23 protein-coding genes and 1 riboswitch are annotated in these 24,808 nt (G+C 38.7%); of the genes, 13 read left to right on the forward strand and 10 right to left on the reverse strand.

The genetic code is table 11. The features are described from left to right. Positions 1–32: 32 nt before the first annotated feature. Complete coding sequence (locus ABJQ32_17975) at positions 33–509, reverse strand: GAF domain-containing protein (GenBank protein MEP5291549.1); 477 nt, start codon at positions 507–509, stop codon at positions 33–35. Then, positions 502–1,524 (reverse strand): bifunctional diaminohydroxyphosphoribosylaminopyrimidine deaminase/5-amino-6-(5-phosphoribosylamino)uracil reductase RibD, encoded by a 1,023-nt coding sequence (ribD, locus tag ABJQ32_17980; GenBank protein MEP5291550.1) that lies wholly within the window; start codon positions 1,522–1,524, stop codon positions 502–504. The genes ABJQ32_17975 and ribD overlap by 8 nt, the downstream gene beginning before the upstream one ends. A 23-nt stretch (positions 1,525–1,547) precedes the next feature. Between ribD and prmC the strand changes: the two genes are divergently transcribed. After that, positions 1,548–2,399: a peptide chain release factor N(5)-glutamine methyltransferase gene (gene prmC / locus ABJQ32_17985; GenBank protein MEP5291551.1), complete on the forward strand. Its 852-nt coding sequence runs from the start codon at positions 1,548–1,550 to the stop codon at positions 2,397–2,399. On the opposite strand, the gene ABJQ32_17990 is transcribed toward prmC, so the two are convergent. Continuing rightward, positions 2,371–4,578 (reverse strand): DUF5916 domain-containing protein, encoded by a 2,208-nt coding sequence (locus ABJQ32_17990; protein MEP5291552.1) that lies wholly within the window; start codon positions 4,576–4,578, stop codon positions 2,371–2,373. The genes prmC and ABJQ32_17990 overlap by 29 nt on opposite strands. 223 nt (positions 4,579–4,801) lie before the next feature. Between ABJQ32_17990 and ABJQ32_17995 the strand changes: the two genes are divergently transcribed. After that, on the forward strand, positions 4,802–5,878 hold the full coding sequence (locus tag ABJQ32_17995; GenBank protein MEP5291553.1) for a histidine kinase: 1,077 nt from the start codon (positions 4,802–4,804) through the stop codon (positions 5,876–5,878). Next, on the forward strand, positions 5,868–6,590 hold the full coding sequence (locus ABJQ32_18000) for a LytTR family DNA-binding domain-containing protein (protein MEP5291554.1): 723 nt from the start codon (positions 5,868–5,870) through the stop codon (positions 6,588–6,590). Before ABJQ32_17995 ends, ABJQ32_18000 begins: the two co-directional genes overlap by 11 nt. On the opposite strand, the gene ABJQ32_18005 is transcribed toward ABJQ32_18000, so the two are convergent. Next, positions 6,574–7,986 carry a TonB family protein gene (locus ABJQ32_18005; GenBank protein ID MEP5291555.1) on the reverse strand — a complete coding sequence of 471 codons (1,413 nt, stop codon included), beginning with the start codon at positions 7,984–7,986 and terminating at the stop codon, positions 6,574–6,576. The genes ABJQ32_18000 and ABJQ32_18005 overlap by 17 nt on opposite strands. After that, positions 7,973–8,536, reverse strand: coding sequence for a sigma-70 family RNA polymerase sigma factor (locus ABJQ32_18010; protein MEP5291556.1), 564 nt, complete (start codon positions 8,534–8,536; stop codon positions 7,973–7,975). Before ABJQ32_18010 ends, ABJQ32_18005 begins: the two co-directional genes overlap by 14 nt. 72 nt (positions 8,537–8,608) lie before the next feature. Between ABJQ32_18010 and ABJQ32_18015 the strand changes: the two genes are divergently transcribed. The 6 genes from ABJQ32_18015 (at position 8,609) to ABJQ32_18040 (ending at position 13,977) form a co-directional block, all read left to right on the forward strand. Further along, the gene (locus ABJQ32_18015; GenBank protein MEP5291557.1) at positions 8,609–10,432 is read left to right on the forward strand and encodes a von Willebrand factor type A domain-containing protein; all 1,824 of its coding nucleotides are present in this window, start codon (positions 8,609–8,611) and stop codon (positions 10,430–10,432) included. A 322-nt stretch (positions 10,433–10,754) separates the two neighbouring features. Further along, positions 10,755–11,216, forward strand: a complete 462-nt coding sequence (locus ABJQ32_18020; protein ID MEP5291558.1) for a hypothetical protein — start codon at positions 10,755–10,757, stop codon at positions 11,214–11,216. Positions 11,217–11,258: 42 nt separating this feature from the next. Beyond that, positions 11,259–11,675, forward strand: coding sequence for a SiaC family regulatory phosphoprotein (locus ABJQ32_18025; GenBank protein MEP5291559.1), 417 nt, complete (start codon positions 11,259–11,261; stop codon positions 11,673–11,675). 88 nt (positions 11,676–11,763) lie between these two features. Next, a complete protein-coding gene (locus tag ABJQ32_18030) occupies positions 11,764–12,435 on the forward strand; it encodes a hypothetical protein (protein MEP5291560.1) in 672 nt (223 codons plus the stop codon). Between the two features lies 1 nt (position 12,436). Next, positions 12,437–12,982 carry a CAP domain-containing protein gene (locus ABJQ32_18035; protein MEP5291561.1) on the forward strand — a complete coding sequence of 182 codons (546 nt, stop codon included), beginning with the start codon at positions 12,437–12,439 and terminating at the stop codon, positions 12,980–12,982. Positions 12,983–12,984: 2 nt separating this feature from the next. Continuing rightward, complete coding sequence (locus tag ABJQ32_18040; GenBank protein ID MEP5291562.1) at positions 12,985–13,977, forward strand: aldo/keto reductase; 993 nt, start codon at positions 12,985–12,987, stop codon at positions 13,975–13,977. Position 13,978: 1 nt separating this feature from the next. Here ABJQ32_18040 and ABJQ32_18045 read toward each other — a convergent pair whose 3' ends face one another. The 4 genes from ABJQ32_18045 to ABJQ32_18060 all read right to left on the reverse strand — a co-directional run bounded on the left by ABJQ32_18045 (position 13,979) and on the right by ABJQ32_18060 (position 20,097). Then, complete coding sequence (locus ABJQ32_18045) at positions 13,979–14,515, reverse strand: hypothetical protein (GenBank protein MEP5291563.1); 537 nt, start codon at positions 14,513–14,515, stop codon at positions 13,979–13,981. Positions 14,516–14,690: 175 nt separating this feature from the next. Next, positions 14,691–15,593, reverse strand: coding sequence for an ABC transporter substrate-binding protein (locus ABJQ32_18050; GenBank protein MEP5291564.1), 903 nt, complete (start codon positions 15,591–15,593; stop codon positions 14,691–14,693). Positions 15,594–15,605: 12 nt separating this feature from the next. Next, positions 15,606–17,978: a TonB-dependent receptor gene (locus ABJQ32_18055; protein MEP5291565.1), complete on the reverse strand. Its 2,373-nt coding sequence runs from the start codon at positions 17,976–17,978 to the stop codon at positions 15,606–15,608. A 73-nt stretch (positions 17,979–18,051) separates the two neighbouring features. Beyond that, positions 18,052–18,159: riboswitch (TPP riboswitch) on the reverse strand. Between the two features lie 51 nt (positions 18,160–18,210). Next, the gene (locus tag ABJQ32_18060; GenBank protein ID MEP5291566.1) at positions 18,211–20,097 is read right to left on the reverse strand and encodes an ABC-F family ATP-binding cassette domain-containing protein; all 1,887 of its coding nucleotides are present in this window, start codon (positions 20,095–20,097) and stop codon (positions 18,211–18,213) included. A gap of 72 nt (positions 20,098–20,169) precedes the next feature. On the opposite strand from ABJQ32_18060, the gene ABJQ32_18065 reads away from it, so the two are divergent. Continuing rightward, the gene (locus ABJQ32_18065) at positions 20,170–21,090 is read left to right on the forward strand and encodes a hypothetical protein (protein MEP5291567.1); all 921 of its coding nucleotides are present in this window, start codon (positions 20,170–20,172) and stop codon (positions 21,088–21,090) included. Positions 21,091–21,195: 105 nt separating this feature from the next. Next, the gene (locus ABJQ32_18070) at positions 21,196–21,738 is read left to right on the forward strand and encodes an NUDIX hydrolase (GenBank protein MEP5291568.1); all 543 of its coding nucleotides are present in this window, start codon (positions 21,196–21,198) and stop codon (positions 21,736–21,738) included. A gap of 12 nt (positions 21,739–21,750) precedes the next feature. Here the strand turns inward: ABJQ32_18070 and ABJQ32_18075 are convergent, their stop codons facing one another. Then, positions 21,751–22,467: a hypothetical protein gene (locus tag ABJQ32_18075; GenBank protein ID MEP5291569.1), complete on the reverse strand. Its 717-nt coding sequence runs from the start codon at positions 22,465–22,467 to the stop codon at positions 21,751–21,753. An 89-nt stretch (positions 22,468–22,556) separates the two neighbouring features. Between ABJQ32_18075 and ABJQ32_18080 the strand changes: the two genes are divergently transcribed. Then, a complete protein-coding gene (locus ABJQ32_18080; GenBank protein MEP5291570.1) occupies positions 22,557–23,867 on the forward strand; it encodes an MATE family efflux transporter in 1,311 nt (436 codons plus the stop codon). Further along, a complete protein-coding gene (locus ABJQ32_18085) occupies positions 23,864–24,766 on the forward strand; it encodes a DUF4350 domain-containing protein (protein ID MEP5291571.1) in 903 nt (300 codons plus the stop codon). Before ABJQ32_18080 ends, ABJQ32_18085 begins: the two co-directional genes overlap by 4 nt. Positions 24,767–24,808 lie beyond the last annotated feature (42 nt).

A 24,808-nucleotide genomic window follows, 5' to 3' on the forward strand; every position in this document is an offset into this window, starting at 1 on the left:
ATGATAGAAGCCAGATATGCAGTTAAAGTATGTTAAGGAAGAAGATCTAGGATTTTTTGAAGATATTTCTGATCGATTTCATCAAAGTCGGCAAGTATATCACTGTCTACATCCAATACACACATGGTCTTTCCATCTTTTTTAATAGGTATAACAATTTCGGATTTCGAAGCTGAAGCGCATGCAATGTGACCTGGAAACTCATCTACGTTTGGAACAATCAATACTTCATCTCTTTGCCAACTTGCACCACATACACCTTTACCCTTTTTAATACGAGTGCACGCAACAGGACCTTGAAATGGTCCGAGAACGAGTTCATCTTCGGAATCAACTTGGTAAAAGCCAACCCAAAAGAAATTCATGCCTTCTTTTAGTGCAGCTGCTATGTTAGCGAGATTGGCAATCAGATTTGTTTCTCCGTACAGAAGCCCTTGAATCTGAGGCAGTAATGCTTCATACCTCTCTTCTTTAGTCCCTTCCTTTACAATTGTTAAATCTTCAGCCATTAATGTTTTTATAAAAAGTTAGTATATCATCAAAAATCTTCTCTTCTCTAGTTATTCCATCAATTTGCGGAGCAAGAACACCTTTTTCGAAGGACTCTTTTGAAGTGAAAACCCTAGCTTCATCCCAACAATTTTCATTGATAAAAGAGTTCAATACTTGAGATCCTCCTTCTATTATAACTGATTGTACTCTTCTTTCATGAAGCTTTCTAAGGACACTCCACGGATTGTTCATGTCTATTTTAATCCATTCAAGATTCTTCTTCTTTTCCTCTTTCAAAGAATTAAAAATCAAAGTAGGTGCAAAGTCATTGAAAAGATTTGAGTCTTTATTGACTTCTAGATTGCTATCTAGTAAGATTCGAATGGGGTTTTTTCCTTCCCATTCTCTAGCGGTAAGTTGTGGGTTGTCATAAATGGCAGTATTCTTCCCCACAAGAATTGCATCTTCTTCTGTGCGCCATTTATGTACTAACTGCCGTGAGTATTGATTGCTAATCCATTTTGAATCATAATTTTCTCTTGCGACAAAGCCATCAGAAGTCTGTGCCCATTTCAAGATTACATAAGGTCTTTCCTGCTGAATAGAAGTAAAGAATCTGATATTTAATTTTTCAGCCTCTTCTTTATGTAAACCGATTACAACTTCGACTCCTGCTGCTTTTAGTTTTTTAATCCCCTTTCCGTTTACCTTTTCAAAAGGATCTCTAGAGGCGATTACAACTCGTTTGATTTTTTTTTGAATCAATAAATCAGCACACGGAGGAGTTTTGCCATGATGAGCACATGGCTCTAACGTAACATAAGCGGTGCTTTTGGCAAGTACGGAGTGATCCTTTACAGCATTGATTGCATTGACTTCTGCATGAGGTTTTCCATATTCCTGGTGATAGCCTTCTCCCACAATAGTGTCCTCATGAACAATGACACAGCCCACCATCGGATTGGGGGAGATTGACCCTCGACCAAGTTCGGCTAGTTCTAGCGCACGTTTCATATATCGCCTATCATCCATTGAATGTGTAGTTTCGCTTTGCTATGCAAAATGTCAAGCAAATCTGGCAAGAAACAGCGAAACGACTGGAAAAAATTTATGATAGGCGAGAAGCTGAAAGCATTACTTATCTATTGCTGGAAGATGTTTTTAATATAAAACTTGCGGATGTTATTGCTGAGGAAAGCAGAGGGCTAGATTCAGAGAAATTAGAAGAATTGATAGGTCGACTACTAAATCACGAACCAATTCAATATGTGACAGAGGTGGCTGACTTTTATGGAAGGAAATTCAAAATCTCTCCCGGGGCTTTGATTCCGAGACCTGAAACCGAAGAATTGATCGAACTGATAGTTCACAAAAATGAACTTGAAAAGCCAAGAATTCTAGATATAGGAGTAGGTTCAGGATGTATTGGAATCTCACTATCTCTGGAAATAGGTGGCATTGTTTATGGTACTGATACATCTAAAGGTGCGATCCAGATCGCACAGGAAAATGCGAAGAGATTGAATGCAGAGATAACTGTTTTTCAGCACGATGTTTTGAAAGATGAATTGCTGCAAAGTGAACTCGATATTTTAGTAAGTAATCCGCCTTACATTCCAGAAGAGGATAGGGAGCATATGAATAAGAATGTACTTCAGCATGAGCCTAATATTGCCCTTTTTGTGCCGGATTCTGATCCAATTGTTTTCTATAAACGGATTGCAACTATAGGATTGATATCACTAAAAGACGGAGGAAAAATCTATTTTGAAATTCATGAGAATTTTGGAAAGGATGTTCAGGATTACCTCATTAGTCTGGGATATGTTGATGTAGCTATCCATCAAGATATGCAGAAAAAAGATAGAATGATCTCAGCTACAAATTCAACCAATAAGTTGCTTTAAACACAATTTGGCGGTCTTTTAAGCCTAATCCATCCATTTCGTAATTATCTGTATACACAAGAAAAAAGTCTGACATTGGTCGGTAGCGCCACTGAAATCGCGTAAAGAAGTTATAGTTTTCGCTCTGCGAATTGAATTGAACTGCTGATGTTAAGAACATAGTGTTGGAAAAGCTGATTTGAGCATTGGTTCGCAATAAGTGAAAATCTGCTTCACCAAAGGCTCCAGGTAATTGCACTTTGTTATAATCGTAAGAGATTCCAAAATTTCCCCAAGGTTGGGCGCGAAAGTTCAAACCTGTTGAGGTATTGACTCTTGTACCGTTGAAGAAATTTCCAAACCCAAAAATAAGATTTGCGCTTACTACTTTTCTTCGGTCGGTGTTATATCTGACATCTGCTCTGGTGAATCGATAATTGGCAACTGGGAGAGGTTCAAAATCATCACCAAGTAATGTAGTAGGTACGGGCAGATTCACTTCGCGATAGACCATGTTTGGCCTCAACCATGAAGTATTCTTAAAATTGAAGTTATAGCCTAAACCATGAGTCCTTTCATTTAAACCTGTGCCATCTTGATTTAAGAACATGTTAAACCATGATACTGGCCCATGCGAATTTAATTTCCCTTTTTCAGGGAAAAAGCGATAGTTAATCCATGGATTTATGCGTGTAAATCCCTTACGAGTAGTTTCTTCTGTTTCTGCGTTATAGTTCTCTAATCTTGGGTTGAACCCTAACTCTGTAATGTAATTTTCACCAACCACATCAAATGACCAACCCATACGAAGGTTTCTGCTGTTATAATTCCCGTTGAATCCATAAAAATGATTGTCACTCAAACCATCATCGGTAGTTGCAGCATGAAATCGAACAGTATTTCCCAATTTTCCATCGTTAGATAAGTAAGCGAATTCAAGTCCTCCATTTCGAGCAAACTGTCCGGTCTCTAAGGTCTCTCCAGCTTGCCTATTAATAAAAATGGCTTTGATGACTGAGCGATCCAATACCTGCTGATGGATGGCTGCAACAGAGTAATTCTGTACGGCTATTGTATCGAATTGACTCGTTCGAATATTCATAACACCTATTCGAGTGCTGTTGGAGATATTCCCTGTCAGACGAGCTCCATGAGTAATGGGAACCTGTTCTCCATCAACTAAGCCGATACGGCGTGAAAAAAAAGGGGAAATCTGCCATGTTCCAAAGTTTGAGAAGATGTCGCCATTTTCTAAGAAAAAATTTCGCCTCTCGGGAAAGAAGATGCTAAATCGGGAAAGATTTGTGACTTGCTGATCTACATCAACATTAGAGAAGTCTGGATTAATAGTTAGATCCAGGTTCAACGAGCCAGTAACGGCAATCTTGGCATCTAGTCCGGTATCGCGTGTTTTTTTATAAGATGTTTGCTCAGTCTCCTCAAAGTCTCTCTGTGTTCCTCCTGATAGGTATGGAATCAATACAACTTTCCCGGAAGCTTTTTTTGGATTCTGCTCCCAATCCAGCGTACCCATAAAGTTTAAATCAATACCTCCATAATTAAGTGGAAACTGTGTCCAGGTAGAAAACTCATTTCGCTCCATATCTCCTCTTATGAAGTTGATTCCCCACTCTGATTGATTGGGAGAGTATCTCAATGTTTTGAATGGGATAGCAAACTCAGCAGTCCAATTTTTGTCATTTGACTTCACCACCGAATACCATTTATTGTCCCAATTTTGATCATATTGAGTTCGTGCACCTTGCACATTTAATTGCCCTTCCAATTGAGAACCGCCCGCATTCACACCAAAAATGAACCCATTTTGTTTATTGTTCATTGGATCTATGACAATGGTGAAATTGTCACTATTCCAATGAGCATCTTCATCATCTCTTCTTAATGACTGCACGATGCGTGTGCCGTTATCAAAACAAGTTGCTAGTATATATAGGTAGTCATCATCGTAGGTGACTTTCACTTTGGTCAATGTTTCAGATCTGCCAGAATCAATGGGCCAGTGGTTAATAAAGTAAGGGATGTCTTGCGTGTTCTCCCAGGCGGGATCATTTTCTTCACCGTCAATCTTGATGGATTCCGTTGATTTTTTTATGATGTATCTAAATGTTTGACGGGTCTCTTGAGCAGAGAGAAATAGTGTACAAAAAAGTAAACTCAAGGCTAACACAACTTTAGTCATAGTAGTAGGATTTGAATGCGTATACCTATCAGGATCGCCTTAGTTCCTACTTCATTACTTTTTTAGCTAAACTGCATTTTACTAATCCTCAACACATTTTTTGACTTACTTAATGCCTCTTAGAGATAGAGATTGGTTGTTTGACAGAATAAGGATGTTGTTTGTCGATGGAAGATCAATTATCCAGTGGAATTGATAAGTTTGAACGTAATAGGAGTGGATTATGAGTCGCATTAAACTTGAAGATATTCTATTTAGGCCCCCAAGGATTCTATGGCACTTTGTGTTTTGGATTGTATTCATAAGCTTCTTCGCACTGGTGTATGGAAGTTTTGAGGAAGACTATGGACGGCAATACCTGATTCTACTTACTGATGCTGTTCTCCAAATTCCAGCTGTTTACTTCACGCTTTATTTTCTGATGCCCAAGTTCCTATTCAAGGAACGCTATATAGAGTTCATCATTTATTTGGTTCTGGTGATTTTAGTAGTTAGTGGATTGCTTTGGCTCAACTACGTCTTAGTACAGAAGCCGATATTCTGGCCTGATAATGATTACAATCCATACTTTTTGAATTTTGGAAAAATGCTGAAAAACACCACCAAGATTTATCCAGTCTTGGTCTTGGCAATAGTGATTAAGTGGTTTAAGTATTGGTATCGAGAGCAAAGAGCGAATCAATTGTTGGTTGAGGAAAAGCTTAAGGCTGAATTAAATTTTTTGAAAGCTCAGGTTCATCCTCATTTTTTGTTTAATACGCTTAACAACCTTTACGCATTGACGCTGAAGCAGTCAAAAGATGCCCCAGAAGTAGTATTGAAGCTTTCAGATTTACTCAATTACATGCTTTATGAGTGCACAGCTGATGAAGTTCTTGTTGAGAAAGAAGTCAAACTGTTGAAGGACTATATTTCCCTAGAACAAATTCGATACGGTGAGCGGCTGAATATTTCTTTTAATATTCTCGGACAGGCTACAGCAATGCGGGTAGCTCCTTTAATGCTTTTGCCTTTTGTAGAAAACAGCTTTAAACATGGTGTAAGTGAGGAAATGGATGAAGCATGGGTGAGCATTGACCTTGAACTTAAACCAGAAAGACTAACCTTAAAGGTAGAAAACAGTAAAAGTAAACATGAGGATAGGGATGACAAATTCAACTACAAACAAGGGATAGGGCTAAAAAATGTAAGAAGAAGATTAGAGTTGCTTTATCCTGAAAAGCATAAACTGGATATGCACGATTCAGAAGATTCATTTTTGATAGTGCTTAACATCAATCTTAGAACAGATGTCAATTAAATGCTTAATCGTTGATGATGAACCGCTAGCCATTGAGATTCTTCAATCTTATGTAGAGCGTGTGGAGTCATTAGAGCTTATTGCAACATGCAATAATGCGGTAAAGGCATTTGATGTATTGAAGAAGGAGTCAGTGGATTTACTTCTCTTAGATATTCAAATGCCCAAGTTGACAGGGATAGAATTTTTGAAGGTCTTAAACCCTTCGCCTAAAGTGATTTTTACAACTGCCTACCGAGAATATGCCGTTGAGAGCTATGAACTCAATGTTGTTGACTACTTACTCAAGCCAATAGCATTTGATCGCTTTTTGATGGCCATCAATAAAGTAGTGAAAAATGGGAGTTCGACACTTGAAATGGCTCAGCCAAAAATAGAATCCACTCAAGATGGTGACCCTTTTCTCTTCCTTAAGGTAGATCGGAAGATGGTAAAAGTCTATTTGAAAGACATTACATACATCGAAAGTTTGAAAGACTATGTGAGAGTTAAGAAACATGACGGGAAAGAGGTAGTGTCTCTCCAGAAAATTAGCTACCTCGAGCAAAAGTTACCTTCGGATTGCTTTTTAAGAGTTCATAAATCGTACATCATTTCTCTAAAGAAGGTTGATGCCTATTCAAATACATCTATTGAAGTAGGAGGAGTAGAAGTTCCTATTGGGAGAAGTTATAAGTCCGAGGTTGTTAAGGTGCTCAACGATCAAGTTTAAACTTCACCCTCACTCTTAATTTATCTTCAACCTTATTTCCATCTTTTTCTGCAGCATCCCACTTGGGTCCTTCTCTCACTAATCGTATCGCTTCTTCATCACAGCCATATCCAAGGCTTTTTTTAATGGAGATATTACTGACTTTACCATTTGAATCAATGGTTAATTCTAGCACCACAGTTCCTTCAATGTTGTTTGCTGTTGCCGCTTGAGGATATTGAAGATTTTCTTCCAGGTATTTCTTAAAGGCTCTATTTCCATTAGCAGGTTGGGCTGGAGAATAGCTTGGGCTTGTTTCTTCATTATCGCTATATCCTGTTACTACAACTTCTTGTAGCTCAGTAGCTCCTCCCATTGTCACATCAATAGTTGACCGACTGCCTACATCGATCTCTTGCGATTCAAAACCAACATAGGCAAATACTAAAGTTTGTCTGTTGATTTTTGGAATTTGATAGTTACCGTCCAAATCGGTAACTACTCCAGTAGTTGTGCCTTTGATGATTACATTGACTCCTGGTAAAGCTTCACCCGTATCATCTGTTACTTTTCCTGATATGTTTTCGGTTGATTTACTTCTTGCAGTAGCCAATGGTATGGATGCCTTTGCTCGTTTAGCGATTTTTATTTCTTCATCCGAGTCAGTAATTGAATTCCCAAGTGCTTCTTTCTTGGCAACCAAAGGTTGAGCTGTAATGACCACCTCTTCTAATTGAGTAGTGTCAATAAACAATGCAGCTCTGTCTTGATTAATTTTTACTCCTGCTACTTGACTGTTAAGGGCTTTTGCAATATCCTGATCATCTTCAGATACCAATTTATCTATATCAACTATTTCTGATTCTGGAATTTCAGCGACTTCAATTTCTTCAACAAGAAGTTCTTCTTTATTCTCCTCTTCAATAGCCAGCTGGGCTACTTCATCATCTTTGTCTTCGACCTTCAATCCATCTTGTCTGAATTTTTTCGGATCGATTTCTTCTGTCAATGTCGATTCGCCAATTGACTCTATTTCCTTAGCTGTAGGGACAGAAATGGTGTCTGGTTCAGGGCTGCTTTGAATGAGTTCCTCAATTGGTTCTTCTTCGATTGCCAATTGCTCGCCTTCTATTTCATTAGTAAATTGATAAATAGAGAAGAAGCCGACAATTAGTAGAGCTATAGCGGCGGCTACTTTCATGAAGGAGAATGTTTTTTTCTTCTTGGGAGAAACTTTTTCTTTCAGAATCTTAATGTCTTCAAGTGAATTTGATCCTTGCGCTTCAAAACCTTCAAGGGCTTCTTGGGCAAAAGGATCGTCCAAAACCTCACGCTCAAAAGAATGTGCTTCTTTCGGATCCATCTGACCTTTCAGATACCTTTCAAATTGCTCGCTATGGTTTCTATCGTTTGACATTCTTATTCTCTAGGCACATCTTCAAATTTCGTTTACCATTTTGAATGTAGCTCTTCACTTTTTTTAAATCTATCCCGGTTTGCTCATTAACCTCCAGATAGCTCTTTTTTTCAAGGAAGAATAGTTTCACACATTTTCTTTGTTGCTCTTTCAATTCTTCGATGCATGCTTCCAGTGCTTCTATATCTTTTTCCAACTCCACCTTTTCCTCATTAAGATGCACAGCTTCAGCGGATTCCATAAAAATATCTGCATGAACCTCCGGATTCTTTTTACGCAATTCCATGAGGCAATGATTTTTACTCACCATATATAGCCAGCTTTTGAAGTGTTGTACCTCAGTAGTAAGCAGCTTGGTACTGATCTTCTCATAGATGGTCATCGTGGCATCTTGACTGTCATCTCTGTTTTTCAAATACTTCAAACACAAGCCATACACTAGATGCATATAGGAATTGAAAAGATTTCCGAATAGCTCTTGATTACCCGTTTCTCTATATACAGAAAGGATTTCTTCATCTGTGGATGATATGGATTTTAGTTTACTCAGAAAAAAATCAAAATAATTTTATGGAATCTATTTTATAACTGCATCTCAATGTCAAATCAAATGAAAAATGGCATGAAAAATCTAATAATCATCTTCTTAATATTACTGGCATTCAATGTTAATGCCAAGTATGTGAATGGTACGGTCTATGAGGATGGCGGGCAAACGCTAGCTGGAGTGAATGTGGTAATCAAAGGAACAACAACAGGTGTCATCACAGATATCAATGGTTTTTATTCTATAGAGGTGCCCAATGAGCGGTCTGTTCTGGTCTTCTCTTATATTGGTTTTGAATCTCAGGAAACCAGAGTGGGTAAGAGAAAGATCATAGATGTTGCACTCGTATCAAGTGAAATGGAGCTGCAAGAAATAGTGGTAGAGGATGCTGTATCAAGACCTATGCTGCTCAGATCAAAGGTGGGGAGAGCAGAAAAAAAAACCATGAGTTATTCACCTGCTTATTTTCAAGAGCAAGGAATAAATCATAATACCGAAGAATATGCAACGATTCATGAAAATGGATTTAGAAAAGTTTTGGATCATGCACTCTCGACCTTTTCGATAGATGTGGATGCAGCTTCTTATAGCAACATGCGGAGGTTTATCAATAATGGGCAGCTGCCACAAAAAGACGTAGTACGAATTGAAGAGATGATAAATTATTTCAATTATGAATATAAGAACCCAGAAGGAAAAGATCCATTCTCGATTAATACTGAATTAGCCAAAGCGCCTTGGAATGAAAAGCATCTTATAGCGCAAATAGGGCTTCAAGGAAAGAAAATTGAGTTGGATAATCTTCCAGCCTCAAACATCGTGTTTTTGCTGGATGTGTCTGGCTCAATGAGTGCTCCGAATAAATTACCATTGTTAAAGTCCTCATTCAAGCTTTTGGTGAATGAGCTTCGTCCTCAAGACAAAGTATCTATCGTAGTGTATGCTGGAGCAGCTGGTGTTGTTCTTGAACCGACCGATGGGAATGACAAGAAGAAAATCATGGATGCGTTGGATAAGCTGCAAGCTGGTGGGTCAACTGCTGGTGGAGCGGGTATCCAGCTCGCATACAAGCTAGCTAAGGAGCAATATATGGAAAGAGGAAATAACCGGGTAGTGATAGCTACTGATGGAGATTTTAATGTTGGTGCTTCCAGTAATGCCTCAATGGAGCGTATGATTGAGGAAAAGCGAAGTGAAGGAGTATTTCTGACTGTGTTGGGATTTGGAATGGGAAATTACAAAGACTCGAAAATGGAAATATTGGCAGATAAGGGAAACGGAAATTATGCTTATATCGATAACATGAAGGAGGCAAAGAAAGTGTTAGTAAATGAATTTGGCGGAACTATGTTCACCATTGCGAAAGATGTGAAGATTCAGGTGGGGTTTAACCCAGCAGTGGTTCAAGCATACCGATTGATCGGGTATGAAAACAGAATGTTGAATGATGAGGATTTCAATGATGATAAGAAAGATGCAGGAGAACTTGGAAGTGGGCACACAGTAACGGCATTGTATGAGATTATTCCGGTAGGAGTAGATAGTGAGTTTGTGAAAGACATTGACCCTCTGAAGTATCAAGCAAACGATAACAACGTGCCTGTAATTTCCAATGATTTGTTGACTGTAAAATTCCGATACAAAGAACCTGATGGAAACAAGAGTAAGTTGATCACCCAGGTTGTGGGAAATCAGATTAGAAAGTCAAGCAATAACCTGGACTGGTCTATGGCTGTAGCTGGATTTGGAATGCTCTTGCGTAATTCTGAGTATAAAGGAGACCTAAACTATTCAAATGTGCTAGCCTTAGCAAGGTCCTCCAAAGGATCAGATGAGTTTGGCTATCGAAGCGAGTTTATTGAATTGGTGGATTTAGCTAAGAGCATGAGTCCGCAGTAATGAAGATTGAATTTGATCAAGAGGCGGTTCCGAAGGGATCGCCTTTTTTCTTCATTCTAACAGTAGATAAATCAGTCTAGCTCTTTTAAAAGCACTTTCTAAGTTTAGGAATTCCCCTTCTAAAGCATGGATAGCAGTTAAAAATGTATGTGACTGGATCATCTAAGTAAATTCCGCAATTCGATACGTGCTATTGCTATAAGTATCATCCGTACATTTCTCAGTGATTTTCGGAAATATTAAGAACCAGAGAATCACTCTCAGTTTCGACCACTCATTTTCGGACTTTTGAATTATCAAACAATTTAAAACCAATACGAAAATGAAAAAGCAATTACTACTTCCGATCTTTTTTGTGGCAATTCTAGGAACTCTATCAGCACAAACTGTAATCATTAGAACCTACGTAGAAAAGACTCACATGAGCCCGAAGACAGGAACATCTATTGGATTAGAAAACCGATACGCTTGGGAATTCGGAGCATTCTTTCAGGAAGCATCTTTGATGGAATCATTCATGATGAGTGAAGAGCAGAAAGAAGCACTTCCAAGAGAATATGAGGAAGAGTTCAGTGGTATCTACTTCGCAGTGCCTATCACTGTCAGAGAAAAATTTGTTGTAAAAGCACAGGTGCGAACGGGTATGACAAATGGAGAAAACTTCGCAATCACACCATCGATCCTCGCAGACTATAAGCCTATGAAGCATGTCAGAATCGGTATGGGTGTAGGAACAAGAAGCTTCCGACCCACCTTACAAGGCTCAGTGTCTTTTTCTTTTTAATATCCTTTTCCAATCTACTCACAAGAATTTAATTATACCATTATGAACGCGCTTACAATAAACGAAACACATCAAGAAGAAGTATCTCCTCTGCACCTGGTAAAAAGTGAACTCAAAGTATTTAAAGTTCACTACCTGGGAAGTCTCAATCTGATTACTGTAGTAGGGTGGAGCATCACAGATGATGCTTGGATAAAGTACTGTGAAATGCTTGCAAACATTGAATCACATTTTGTGAATCGAGACGAGCTTGCCATTCACTTCAAGTATGAGTTATTCAACACTTCATCCGCAGCATACATGTTTAAAATCATTCAGAGATTGAACAAGGCTCATGCTGCTGGCAAAACTGTGAAAATCTACTGGTCTTATACTTCAAGTAATGAAGATGAAATGGTAGACATGGGATTGGATCTTTCGGAAATGTGTGATTTCGAATTCAAGATCTCAAAACAATAAAATCAAAAGGAAAAGTAGTAGTTTTTAAATTGGTAAAGGAGGCTCGTAACGAGCCGCCTTTTTTTGTTATTCTTGTAAGAAAATTCTTATGAGGAATATTATTTGTATCGGGTTAATCTCATTGTCTTTTATTGCTTATGGACAAATTCAAAAGGGTGCAGAAATCATTGATCTAAATTTTTCTTATATATTAAGTAATTCTGAAACCATAGGGGCACTTGATGGGACCTTAAGAACTTTTAGAACCGAGTCAAGAACTATTAATATATTACCTAATATAGGAATTGCAATAAAGAAGAATCAACTCCTTTATATAGGAGCTAATCTACTCTTCAACAAAGGAACCAATAATCGATTCTTTTCATCCGGCTTTACACAGTTAGTGACAACAAATAATGTTTACTCATTTGTTCTTGGTTATGAGAGATTGCTACAGATAGAAAACAGGCTGTTTATAGCTCCTTCTCTTTCAGGATCAATAGGGTTTGGAAAAAGAAAAGGAGAAGATTTTTCAGGTGAAGTTGATAATAGTATAGTTCAATATAGAGTGTCATTAGCACCAAGAATGTATTATTTTGCTAATGAAAAGTGGGCACTAACAGGAAGCATTGGATTTATAGAATATCGTAGAAATGAAGAAAAGATTGATGTTCCTAATGGGGAAGATTTGAAGGCTATTAATCAAAACTTCCAATCAACATTTGGTTTAAATTCGTGGAGGTTAGGAGTCAGGTTTATCTTAAATAATTCATCAGATTAATATGAAAAAAATTTCATCCCGAAAATCCGACTTGAAAATTTATCAGACATTTAGAAAAGCAAGATCACTGAGTTTAATCGTATTGATGGGGCTTTCAATCTTTTCTTGTGGTGATGATGATGGAATCAACTCAAGTGTGGAAATCAATCTTGACCCCAATTCAATTTTGAACATTGTGAATAATCATCGTCGGTCTGGAGCAAACTGTGGTGGAGATAATTTACCTAACACCGGAGGCTTGCAATGGAGTGATGAACTTGCAAAAGCAGCACTCGATCACAGCAATGACATGCAGCAAAATGGTTATTTTGATCATACCTCTCAGGATGGAAGAAAATTCTCCGAAAGAGCTAAGTCTGCGGGATTTGAAGGTTCCCCAGTTGGCGAAAACATAGCTTCAGGTTACCAATCAGAGGAAAGTGTGATGCAAGGTTGGATGGAGAGCTCGGGACATTGTAAAAATATTATGAATAGTAATGCTACCCATGTCGGAGTGGCCAGATCAAATGAAGGTGCACTTTGGACAATGGTTTTAGGAAGACAGTAGATATGCAAAAAGTACAGTTAGGAAAATCAGACCTTAAAATTTCGCCGATCGTATTCGGAGCGTGGGCCATTGGTGGCTCAGCTTGGGGCGGAAACGATGATCAACATGCGTTGGAAGCTATTAAAACTAGTTTCGATTTAGGTGTAAGCTCCATTGATACAGCTCCAATCTATGGGTATGGTCATAGTGAATCGTTGGTAGGAAAAGCCATCAAAGAATTGGGTCGAGATAAGGTGGAAATACTCACCAAGTTTGGCATAAACTGGAAAACCAAAAAAGGAGAGTTTTACTTTGACGGAGAGGGGCATGGAAAATCCTATACGGTTCATGCTTATTCAGGAAGAGACGGCATTATTCAGGAAGTAGAAGATAGCCTTCAGCGATTAGGCACAGACTATATTGATCTTATTCAAATCCACAGGCCAGATGCCACTACTCCAATCGAGGAGACAATGGAAGTGTTGAAGGAACTCCAGCAACAAGGTAAGGTCAGAGCAATTGGGATGTCTAATCACACTGTTGAAATGATGAAACGTGCAGATAAAATCATTGATCTTGCGTCGACTCAATCACCTTACAGCATGGTGTATCGCAAGATCGAGAAGGATATTGTTCCCTTTTGTGAGGAAGAGAATGTTGGTATTCTTGCATACAGTCCTTTGCAAAGAGGATTGCTGACCGGGAAGATTACTTCAGATTATGAATTCAAAGGAGATGATCATCGCCCGGGAACTAAATGGTTTAAGGAACCCAATCGATCCAGGACGAATGAATTTCTTCAAAAAATAAAACCAATTGCTGATGATCATGGAGTTGCTTTGGCGCAGCTTGTGATTAATTGGACCATTCAACGTCCTGGCATTACATCGGCTTTAGTGGGCGCCCGAAATGGCGAACAAGCAAGCGAGAACGCTAAAAGTATGGGTTTTCAATTGTCAAGTGATGAAATTGCATTGATTAATACCGAGTTAGAGAAGGTAGTAATAGACGATTAAGCTATTGATTTGTAATTTCTGTTGAGAGTCTCTCTAGGCTAGATCCAAGCATTTGTGAGATTGATTCATTATAAAGTTTCAATTTCCCCTTCTTGAGACTTTCTGTTTGAGTGTCAGAGAAAACTAACTGACCGTTTTCATAATATGCCACCTTTAAAGACATCACTCCAAACTTTCTTGTCAAATCTTTTTTAGGATCAATCCAAAAGTCAGTCACGACCATCACGATACTTTTCCCCAGGGGGTTATGAAAGCTATAGTTGGCTATAAATTGTTGAAATTGGAACTCTAATCCGTTTTTAAATTTGATTGGTCTTTTTGTGTTTTGATATCCTTTGTATACAAATCCATAGATCTGGTTGTTACCTGTACTGTCGATGATCTGAGTGATTTTAAAGGGCATTTCTCTAAAGGAAGGGTCTTCACCAGAAAAGTCGAAAGCTAGAAAATGTGGTTTTTTGTAATTTGAATATTCTCCGATATGCTTCTCAATATTTGAATAAGAATGTTGAGACTGTCCAAAGGTGAAGAATGCCACGAATACGAAGCTAATTCCTAAAATCTTTCTTTTTGAAATCATTAAAATCTAAATAGTGGTTACTTAAAATTAGCAACTTGATTTTAATAACTGCCTGAAGCCAAATAAAGAGACCATTTCAAAGTTTGGATTTAGTATCACTACTTCAAAATGGTCTCCTAAGTACATTGTTCAGTTAATGGAGCTTATTAGTAAATAATTCTGAACTAGAAACTTTGGTTTCCAATCCATGCTTTTTTAACCATTCTACATAGCTAGAAACGTTATCATCATCCATGATACCCCATGAATCTGTTGTGTCTACATAATCTGATGAAAATTGGATTGCTTCTTTTAAGTCCATTTTCTCATCTTGCTTGGAAAGATTTGGAGCAAGTATGTCAGCCGCTTCATCAGGATGCGCTATTGAGTAAATAAAGCCTTCTTTGGTAGCTGATATAAATGCTTTGTAGGTGTCAAACCGCTCTTCGATATATTTCTCTCTGGCTGCTATGACCGGAGAATAGGAATATGGAACGCCATAATCTTTCATTTGAAAGGAAGACAATTCCACTCCATTCCCTTTTGCTTCAACGCCTTCCCAGTTGAGAAATATCCATGTAGCATCAGCATTCCCTTTGAGTAGTGTCTCCCAAATGCCTAGTTTTTCAGGATAGCTGATCTGAAAGTTTCCATTACCTCCATCATTTCTGATCATTTGCTTCACAATCTCATCTTCATACCTTGCTTTATAAGAAGCGTAGATTTTGTTATCTAAATCCTTAGGGCTTGTGATACCAGATTCTTTGAGTGAAGCAATTGCGCTCACATCTTCTTTGAAGATAGTAGCAATTGCCTTCATTGGAAATGCATTAGCTTTTGTTCGATAACTGATGATACTTTCCATCGGGCATAAAGCAAAATCCACTTCACCCATTTCTACCTTCTTAGCAGGAGTAACTGCATAATTATCATCAGCTGGGGAGGTAATCTCTACCGATACTCCCTGATCTTGATAGAAGTCTTTTTCCCGAGCTACGAAGAACCCAATGTGATTCACATTAGGTGTCCAGTCTAGTGCTAGTTTTAGTGTTTTCATCTTACAGCTGATTTAAAATTTCAAACTAACAGCCAACAAAAAGTTCCTTCCAGCTTGCGGATAATAATTGTTTTGTTGATACAGTTGATCGTCACCGTAATAGTATCCCCATGTGTATCCATTGGAGGAATATTCTTCGTCAAGTACATTGTTTACCAAAAGAGAGATGCCAATGTTCTTTACATCACCAAAGGTGAAATCATACGCAATACGTACATCATTAGTCAAATACGCTTCAATTGCTCGGTTATCATTGGAAGTGTTGTCCAGAAACTGCTTACCTACATACTTGGTTAATAATTGCAGTGAAAGTCCATCTATAGGAGAATAGCTTAGATCACTTGCACTTATAACGTTTGGAGAAAAAGAAATGTCGGTATTAGCATGCTGTATCTCACCAAAACTTGCAAATACTATTTCAGAAAATTGATCAATCTTATTTCTGCTAAGTGTGAGGTTGGCAGACCATGTTAAGTTATCCAAGAATTTGTATGCTCCAGCTAACTCAATACCCATACGGAAGCTTTTCGGAACGTTCACCCTAATAGGTGAACCCACATCATTTACAGCACCGGTCACCACCAATTGGTTTTCGTAATTCATATGATAGAAGTTAGCCTCGTATGAAAAATTTGAACTTGTGGAGCGAACTCCTATCTCAATGTTTTTCAATGTTTCATGCTTAGGTTCAGTTCCATCATTGGCGTCAATGAAATCGGATCTTACGGGTTCTCTATTTCCTATGGCGTAAGAAGCATACAAATTGGTAGAATTGTTAAGTGAGTATGTCAGCCCAAATTTCGGATTGAAGAAGGTAAAGCCTGTATCCACGTCATATGCTTCTCGATCATTGTCTAATCCCGACGTTTCGTAATTTATTTTTCTTATTTGAGCATCCCCAAACAAATTAAGTTCATCATTCAATTGATAGTTTACTTTCAAGAAAGTATTGAAATCAGTTTTTTCCCCATTTCCGGAATAGTACCTGTCTCTTATGTTAGTTGCATTCGCAAACTCAGCCCAGATGATTTCGCCAAAATGATCACCATCGTACCTATTCCATGCTCCTCCAAGAGTCACATCCCATTCATTTTTATTGTAGTTAATTGAGTAAGTAGCTCCATAAAAATGATTGTCTAACCACCTTCTTCTTATAATATCTGTTTCAGAACGCTGGGCTATTCCTTCTAATAGTACATTTCCACCTACATCTCTAATAGTGTCACCATTATTATCAAAAAGCACATTAAATAAGATTTCTGGATCGTTTTCAAGATTGTTCCCAAATGAGGAATTTGAATAACCACTATCTTCGGAAAAAGCATCACTGAAGATAGTATCCCGTTGAAAAATAATATTTTCAAGTCCATAGTCTCCAAATTCATCACTATCCCGGAATTGCTCAAAAAAACCTCTTCCTCTGGTGTAATGTAATGCCCCTGAAAAATTGAAATTTTCAGATATGGTGTGTCCTACATGCAGCTGATAATGATCTTGGCGGTAATTATCCACTTCGTTATCATACAGATAGTAATTAAAAGATCTTCCGGAGTTTCTCAAATTGTCCAGTTGTTCAGGAGTGCTGTATTCACCACCAAAATCAATGAGTTCTTGTATGTCATCGGCATTGCCGGTGAGCCTTGCTTCTGGTGTTCCATACCATGCTTGTTGGGTAATCTCCTGACCGCCAAACATGACCATTTTGATCATTGTTTTTTCACCATAACGACCTCCGGATAGATAGTAAGATTTTAAATCAGCAGCAGACCGATCAATGAATCCATCGGAAGTGATTCTAGATAGTCTTGCTTCAAAATTGTATACCCCATTCATCAGACCTGTATTATACGTTACATTATTTTTCAAGGTATTAAAACTGCCAATGGTATTGTCTGTCTGAAAAAATGCTTCTGGAGATACATTATTGGTCTTTAAGCTTACTGTGGCTCCAAATGCGGCTGCCCCATTAGATGAAGTACCTACTCCTCGCTGTATCTGAACGCTATTTAAAGAAGAGGAGAGATCAGGCATGTTTACCCAAAACACTCCGTGCGATTCTGAATCATTTACAGGTATACCATTGATGGTTACATTGATACGAGTAGCATCACTACCTCGTATACGCAGACCCGTGTAACCAATTCCAGCTCCGGCATCCGAAGTGGTAACTAGCGAAGGAGTGAAGTTGAGTAAAATCGGTAAGTCCTGACCAAGATTGCGTTCGGTCAATTCCTTTTTGTTCACCGTAGAATAGGTGGTTGGTGTTTTTTCATTTGCTCGTGTTGAATAAACAGTGACATCATCCAATTGTACCGTTTTCAATGATTCTTGACTGTATGTCAAGTTTGCAAGCAGTAACCCAGCTGCTAAGAATAAAAATTTCATGTGTTTAAAAATTTAACATTTAACCATTGGAAAGTGGGGACTCTCCATTCATTGGTTATCATACTTTGATCATGATTCTCATCATCATCAGTCCCTACGCCAGCATTACCCGGATCAGGTTTATGGGTATGATCTCAGCCGTTTCTACCGCAATTGCGGTTTGGCACCCCTTGTTAATACAAATGTAGATATAGATATTGTCTAATATCCAATATCTAAAGCCTAAAATCTCTTAAACCTCGCTCAACTCCAACCAGCGCATCTCTTTTTCTTCCAGCTCTCCTTCTACCTCTTTTATCTTATTGCTTATTTCCTGAAGTTTTTCGTACTCAGTTTCTGAAGTAAGAGATTCCTGAAGTTCTGCCTTTTTAGCTTCTAGTTTTGGGATGTCTTTATCCAACTGATCCAGTTCACGCTGTTCATTGTAGCTAAGCTTTCGAGATTTTTTTGTTTCTTCTGGCCTTGTGCCGGAATCTTCCTTATTTTGATCATTTCCTATTTTTTCTTGTGCTGGCAATTCAGCAACTGGCACACCTACTTTGTCTCGATAGTCAGTATAGTTACCAGGGAAGTCTCTGATTTTACCATTCCCTTCGAATACAAACAAGTGATCAACCAACCTATCCATGAAGTATCTATCGTGAGATACGATCATCAGACAACCGGCAAAGTTTTGAAGATAGTCTTCCAGGACATTCAGGGTTGTAATGTCCAAATCATTTGTTGGCTCATCGAGGATCAGGAAGTTAGGATTGGCCATCAATACGCGTAGTAGTTGTAGTCTTCGTTTTTCTCCACCACTCAGTTTCCCCACAAAATTGTGCTGCATTTTGGGAGGAAACATAAACTGATTCAAGAGTTGCGAGGCTGTAACCTGACTCCCATTATCTAGCTCAATGTATTCTGCTACCTCTTTGACAATATCCAACACCTTCTTGTTTGGATCAAAGATGGTTTCGTCCTGTGTGTAGTAGCCAAATTTGGTAGTCTGACCGATCTCAATTTCACCAGTGTCAGGCTTTATTTTCTGTGAGAGAATATTTAGAAATGTAGACTTCCCAACTCCATTTGGTCCTATGATACCGATCTTCTCTCTTCGCTTGAATACATAGCTAAAGTCTTTCACAAGTTGAAGCCCTTCGAAGGATTTATGGACATGTTCGAGTTCTAGAATCTTCTTGCCCTGACGTTCCCCTTTTAGGTTTACCTCCATCTTTTGGTTCTGCACAGCACTGTGCGCTTTAGCTTTCACATCTTGAAAAGCATCCACCCGATACTTGGCCTTAGTACCTCGTGCCTTTGGTTGTCTTCTCATCCATTCCAGTTCTGTTTTGAAAAGATTCTTGGCTTTATCTATGGAGGAAGCCTCCATCTCCATGCGTTCAGCTTTTTTCTCTAAAAACTGACTGTAGTTTCCTTTGTATCTGAAAATATCACCGTGCTCTATTTCAAGAATTTCATTCGTTACCCGATCGAGAAAATAACGATCGTGAGTTACCATCAATAGTGTAAGATTAGCTGTTGCTAGATAATTTTCAAGCCATTCGATCAATGCTAGGTCAAGGTGGTTAGTAGGTTCATCCAATATGAGGAAGTCTGGATTTACCACAAGTGCTTGTGCGATTGCCACACGTTTTTTTTGACCACCTGAAAGGTCGCCCATTTTCTTTTCCAGGTCATGAATGCCTAGCTGTCCGAGAATTGCTTTGATCTGATGCTCATATTCCCAAGCATTCAAAGCATCCATTCGCTCTAATATTGGAGAGAGGTCAGGTGCATTTTCTGGATCATGCTCTGTCTTATACATCGCACGCTCATAGTCACGGATGACATTTAGTTCTTCTTTGTCTTCAGCAAATACCGCCTCGATGATTTTTTCATCTGGATTGAATTCAGGATGCTGAGGAAGCATAGATACGGTCAGACCTTTTCGAAAGGAAACAATTCCTTTATCAGGAACTTCTATCCCTGCGATCACTTTCATGAGTGTGGATTTACCTGTCCCGTTCACACCCACAAGTGCCGCTTTCTGTCCTTGATCCAGCCCGAAGGTGATGCTCTCAAAAAGCTTCTTTTCATCGTAGCTTTTACTAAGGTCTTCAACCGATAAATAATTCATGCCGCAAAAGTACGCTTTCGGTAATTGGAACAAATCATTCGGTTTTAGTTTTATATAATAAACCCTACAATCATGAAGAACTTCATCTATTGCTTTCTCTTTATTTCGTTGACTGCTTGTACACCTTCCAATTCGCAAGAAATTTCAACGATCAAACCGAAAAGCTTTAATGACTATTGGTATGCTGGCAAAGCAGAAATTACTAGTTATGAATTGCAGCAAGCTCGATATGGAGAAGTTCACTCAGGTGAAGCGGTACTTGTCTTTGTGACTGAGCCTTTTTCTAAGAAGAAGCAAGTAAAGCTGGATAACTGGAGAGACCAGAGTCCGGATAATGTAAGTGTGATGAAATTGAATATGACTAAGAAGTTCCTGACGGGAATCTATCCTTATTCCATGATGATGAGCACATTTACACCAGTCTCTGCTGACAAACATCCTGATCCATTTAAGGTCACAACTTCTTCTCAAGAATGGTGCGGGCATACATTCATGCAGTTAAATCTGGAAGAGAAGGATTATCGATTGAGAGGTTACTCTTATTTTGAATCTGAAGGTGATGTAGATATCTCCGTGCCGAATGCGATTTTAGAAGATGAATTATGGACCAGGATACGATTGAACCCTGAAAGCTTACCAGTGGGAGAAGTTGAATTGGTGCCATCAACTTTCTACTTGAGATTGAGGCATCAAGAAAGCGGAGTAAAAAAGGCTACAACGAAAATCTCAGAACTATCAAAGTCTGATTATGCAGGGGATGCTCATAAAATGTATTCCATTGAATATGATAATCGATCTGTAAATATCTATTTTGAATCCACCTTTCCATATACCATTCTTGGGTGGGAGGAGAGCTATTTGAGTGGTTTTGGCAAGCCTGAAAAACTAACGACTAAGGCCAAGAAAATTAATACAATCAAATCAGCTTACTGGGGGAAGAATAGCAATGCTGATCGTGAGATTCGGAAGGAGTTAGGGTTGAGAGTGGAGTAGCATATTTCTGTCATTACGAGGAGGAACGACGAAGTAATCTCAAACTAGAGATTGCTTCTCCACGAATCAGACGGACGAAGCAATGACGTTACTTATTTTTACTTCATGAAAGAGAAAAACCCTTGGATCACCCACTCTTCCAAAGAAGTCTACTCCAACCCATGGATCAAGCTCACAGAACATGATGTGACCAATCCAGGAGGAGGAAAAAGTATCTACGGAAAAGTTCATTACAAGAACTGGGCACTGGGCATTATTCCGTTGGATGAACATCAGAATACTTGGTTGGTTGGCCAGTATCGCTATACACTAGATGAATACAGCTGGGAAATTCCAATGGGAGGTGGACCATTAGATATTCCTAAACTAGAATCTGCAAAGCGAGAGCTCAAAGAGGAAACGGGATTGACAGCTAAAAAGTGGACAGAAATATGTAAAATTCACACCTCCAATTCAGTAACAGATGAAGTGGGATTTGCTTACTTGGCTGAAGGGTTGACACAAGGGGAAACTGAGTTCGAAGAAACAGAAGATCTTCAAATAAAAAAGCTCCCTTTTCAGGAAGCTGTGATAATGTGCGATCGAGGCGAAATCACAGATAGCTTAAGTGTTGCCGCTATTTACCGATTGGCTCGGTTACTCAGTTGATATTGCTACTGATCAAAACTTCATGAGCGTCATCTTCTCATTCAACTCGTTCACATCTGTATCCTCCTTAAAGCGATCCATATAGTACGGGTCGGCAAACACAAAGGGATTGTATCCTAACTCCAAGAATTTTTGATTTTTTAAGTTCTCGATTGCTTTCACGGCCATGAAGCGAGCGTGTTTTTCGCCACTTTCGTTAACATATTTCTCTAATACTTTAGAGTATTCCAGCATCGCTTTCATAGTAACCACGAGATCCTCCTTGGTTAACTTTTCTAATGTAGGAAGCTGATTAATTTCTTCCATCCGCTTTTTATTATAATAGGTCTTGGAAAGAAGTTTCTTGGAATTCTTGTTGTCTAATTTACTTAGCGCGTCTTCTTTATTTGCACTGGCCTCTCTCATCTGGAAAGTCTTCAACTCACCATTTTTATCAGTCCAGAATTCTCCTGCAAAATATTGATTCTTCTCAGGTAAGAATCCTAGTATTTGATAACCTGATCCTTTTTTCTCCAGACTGATGATTGCACTCTCTTTATCTTTTTTCCAATAGGGCTCTTCAACTTCATAGGTTTCCAGTCTCTCAGAAACCAAAGCATTGCTGGTCAAGACAATTCTCTGTCGACTTTCATCATCGTTTTCAATGACATACCATGTTCCGAGTATAGACTCTTGAGAGAGAAGACTATTAAATGACAGAAAAGTGATTAAAATGAAGATTTTTTTCATGATCTAGTAAACAAATTGTGGACTACTGATAAGGTTATTGCATGTTGAATATCTAAGATACTACCTTGCGGCTTGATTTTAAAAAGGTCATGACGCTCAAGGAACATATCAGAAAAAACATTATCCTTTCTCTACCAGTGATCATAGGTCAGTTGGGTCATATCATGGTAGGTGTTTCTGATAGTATCATGGTAGGAAGGATAGGTGTTATTCCTTTGGCGGCTGCAACGTTTGCCGGAACGATCTATCATGTTTTAATGCTGTTTGGAATAGGTGTGAGCTACGCAATTACACCAAAGGTAGCAGCAACTGATGTTAAGGATAAATCCAAATTATTAAAATTCCTTCAGGACGGGTTTTTCATGAATCTTGGATTGGGACTTATTCTTTTCGCCCTCGGATATTTCGCCAGTCATTTTCTCGGATACTTCGGGCAGGATGAGTCTGTAGCAACAGCAGCAGGTCCTTACCTCATTATCATGTGTGGATCACTGATTCCACTAATGATTTTCCAAACTTTCAGGCAGTATGCCGAAGGCCTTTCTGATACATTTAGCCCTATGATCGTGTCTGTTTTTGCTAATCTGCTCAATGTGTTTTTCAACTATATGCTTATCTATGGAAAACTTGGAGCTCCTGAACTTGGGCTGAATGGTGCGGGTATTGCGACCTTATTAGCTAGAGTAATTATGTTTTCTGTAATGATCTGGTGGGTTAGGAAAAGAATTTCTGGATTTGAATGGAAATATCAATGGTCGGGAATTAAAGAATTGCTAAAGATTGGATTGCCTTCAGGCCTTCAATATGTATTTGAGGTAGGAGCATTTGCCACGGCAGCTATTATGGTGGGGTGGATAAGTGCAGAAGCTTTGGCAGCTCATAACATTGCTTTGAATTTGGCTGCTATTAGCTACATGGCAGCTACGGGATTAGCCGCAGCATCTACCATAAGAATTGGAAATCAAATGGGATTAAAGGATAAACAAAACCTTCGGATCGCTGGTTTTTCTTCCTTTGGACTGGTGACAATCTTTATGGCATTTTGTGGACTGACATTCATCTTGCTTAGAGATATACTTCCTGCATTGTACATCGAAAATGATATAGTGCAAGCCACCGCGGCATCTCTTTTGATAATTGCTGCTGCTTTTCAGATTTCGGATGGCATTCAGGCAGTTGGCTTGGGAGTCCTCAGGGGGTTAACTGATGTAAAGGTGCCAACAATAGTCACTTTTGTTGCATATTGGTTAATCGCTATTCCTGTTGGGTATTGGCTTGCTTTCCATGGAGGGTATGGTGTGCAAGGGGTATGGTATGGTCTTTCTATTGGGCTGACCATTTCCGGAATCTTGCATATTTGGCGCTTCAATAGACTCTCAAATAAGATTCAATTCAAATGAAACATTGGTTTGTCATATTTTTTGTAACGGCTACTTTCTTATTGGAAGCACAACCGACAATAGATAGTGCTTTTCGAGTACCCGTTATCAGCCCTATGTTCTTAAGTGAGGATGGTCCTAAAGTCTTGGTTGATGAAGCTCATAACAATCTTCATAGAAAGGAAGGAGGGCTTTACTCATTTACTCGTATGATGGAAGAAGATGGCGCACAGGTTTTTGCAAATGATCAGGTATTTACTGAGGAGGTTTTAATTAAATATGACCTGTTGATCATAGTAAATGCTCTTCATGACTCTAACGTTGGAAATTGGCAAAATCCATGTCCTTCTGCATTCACAAAGGGTGAGATAGAAGCTATTGTAGCTTTTGTAAAGAATGGAGGTAGCCTGCTTTTTGTTGCAGATCATATGCCATATGGTGGAGCGGCTCAGGATTTAGCAAAAAGATTAGGCATAGAATGGAGTAATTCTTTTGCTATTCAAAATGGTAGGCATTGGCCACCAAGTGTTTTTGATAGAAATCACAATACCTTGTTTGATTCTCCAGTGACTACTGATACTGGTTATGGAAAAAAGGTATCCAGAATTGGTTCTTTTACAGGATCAGTATTTAAAGCTTCAGAAGATGCCATTCCGTTTCTGATTTATGATAATTCGCATGCCATTCTGATGCCGGATGTTGCCTGGCAATTTTCGGAAGAAACGAAGAATGAAAATGCATCAGGTTGGTATCAAGGGGCATGCTTGAAACATGGAAAAGGTAAAATGATATTGCTTGGTGAGGCTGCTATGATTACTGCTCAGGTACGAGGAAAAGCCAAAATCGGGATGAACAGTCCTGATGCTCCTGAGAATGCGCAGCTGGCGTTAAATATTTTTAGGTATTTGGTTACCAATTGATGACCCTATTTGATTGCCATTTATGAGGTAATAAAGTAACTA

Origin of the sequence: Marinobacter alexandrii (assembly GCA_039984955.1) — a bacterium.
Lineage (GTDB): Bacteria > Bacteroidota > Bacteroidia > Cytophagales > Cyclobacteriaceae > Ekhidna.

Bases quoted from the DNA above. Each gene is read 5' to 3' on its own strand.
- ABJQ32_18055 (MEP5291565.1), bottom strand. From the start codon at position 17,978: ATGAAATTTTTATTCTTAGCAGCTGGGTTACTGCTTGCAAACTTGACA.
- ABJQ32_18080 (MEP5291570.1), top strand. From the start codon at position 22,557: ATGACGCTCAAGGAACATATCAGAAAAAACATTATCCTTTCTCTACCA.
- ribD (MEP5291550.1), bottom strand. From the start codon at position 1,524: ATGGATGATAGGCGATATATGAAACGTGCGCTAGAACTAGCCGAACTT.
- ABJQ32_18065 (MEP5291567.1), top strand. From the start codon at position 20,170: ATGAAGAACTTCATCTATTGCTTTCTCTTTATTTCGTTGACTGCTTGT.
- ABJQ32_18085 (MEP5291571.1), top strand. From the start codon at position 23,864: ATGAAACATTGGTTTGTCATATTTTTTGTAACGGCTACTTTCTTATTG.
- ABJQ32_18000 (MEP5291554.1), top strand. From the start codon at position 5,868: ATGTCAATTAAATGCTTAATCGTTGATGATGAACCGCTAGCCATTGAG.
- ABJQ32_18070 (MEP5291568.1), top strand. From the start codon at position 21,196: ATGAAAGAGAAAAACCCTTGGATCACCCACTCTTCCAAAGAAGTCTAC.
- ABJQ32_18060 (MEP5291566.1), bottom strand. From the start codon at position 20,097: ATGAATTATTTATCGGTTGAAGACCTTAGTAAAAGCTACGATGAAAAG.
- ABJQ32_18040 (MEP5291562.1), top strand. From the start codon at position 12,985: ATGCAAAAAGTACAGTTAGGAAAATCAGACCTTAAAATTTCGCCGATC.
- ABJQ32_18075 (MEP5291569.1), bottom strand. From the start codon at position 22,467: ATGAAAAAAATCTTCATTTTAATCACTTTTCTGTCATTTAATAGTCTT.
- ABJQ32_18025 (MEP5291559.1), top strand. From the start codon at position 11,259: ATGAACGCGCTTACAATAAACGAAACACATCAAGAAGAAGTATCTCCT.
- ABJQ32_18020 (MEP5291558.1), top strand. From the start codon at position 10,755: ATGAAAAAGCAATTACTACTTCCGATCTTTTTTGTGGCAATTCTAGGA.
- ABJQ32_18030 (MEP5291560.1), top strand. From the start codon at position 11,764: ATGAGGAATATTATTTGTATCGGGTTAATCTCATTGTCTTTTATTGCT.
- ABJQ32_18050 (MEP5291564.1), bottom strand. From the start codon at position 15,593: ATGAAAACACTAAAACTAGCACTAGACTGGACACCTAATGTGAATCAC.
- ABJQ32_17990 (MEP5291552.1), bottom strand. From the start codon at position 4,578: ATGACTAAAGTTGTGTTAGCCTTGAGTTTACTTTTTTGTACACTATTT.
- ABJQ32_18015 (MEP5291557.1), top strand. From the start codon at position 8,609: ATGAAAAATCTAATAATCATCTTCTTAATATTACTGGCATTCAATGTT.
- ABJQ32_18035 (MEP5291561.1), top strand. From the start codon at position 12,437: ATGAAAAAAATTTCATCCCGAAAATCCGACTTGAAAATTTATCAGACA.
- prmC (MEP5291551.1), top strand. From the start codon at position 1,548: ATGCAAAATGTCAAGCAAATCTGGCAAGAAACAGCGAAACGACTGGAA.
- ABJQ32_17995 (MEP5291553.1), top strand. From the start codon at position 4,802: ATGAGTCGCATTAAACTTGAAGATATTCTATTTAGGCCCCCAAGGATT.
- ABJQ32_18005 (MEP5291555.1), bottom strand. From the start codon at position 7,986: ATGTCAAACGATAGAAACCATAGCGAGCAATTTGAAAGGTATCTGAAA.
- ABJQ32_17975 (MEP5291549.1), bottom strand. From the start codon at position 509: ATGGCTGAAGATTTAACAATTGTAAAGGAAGGGACTAAAGAAGAGAGG.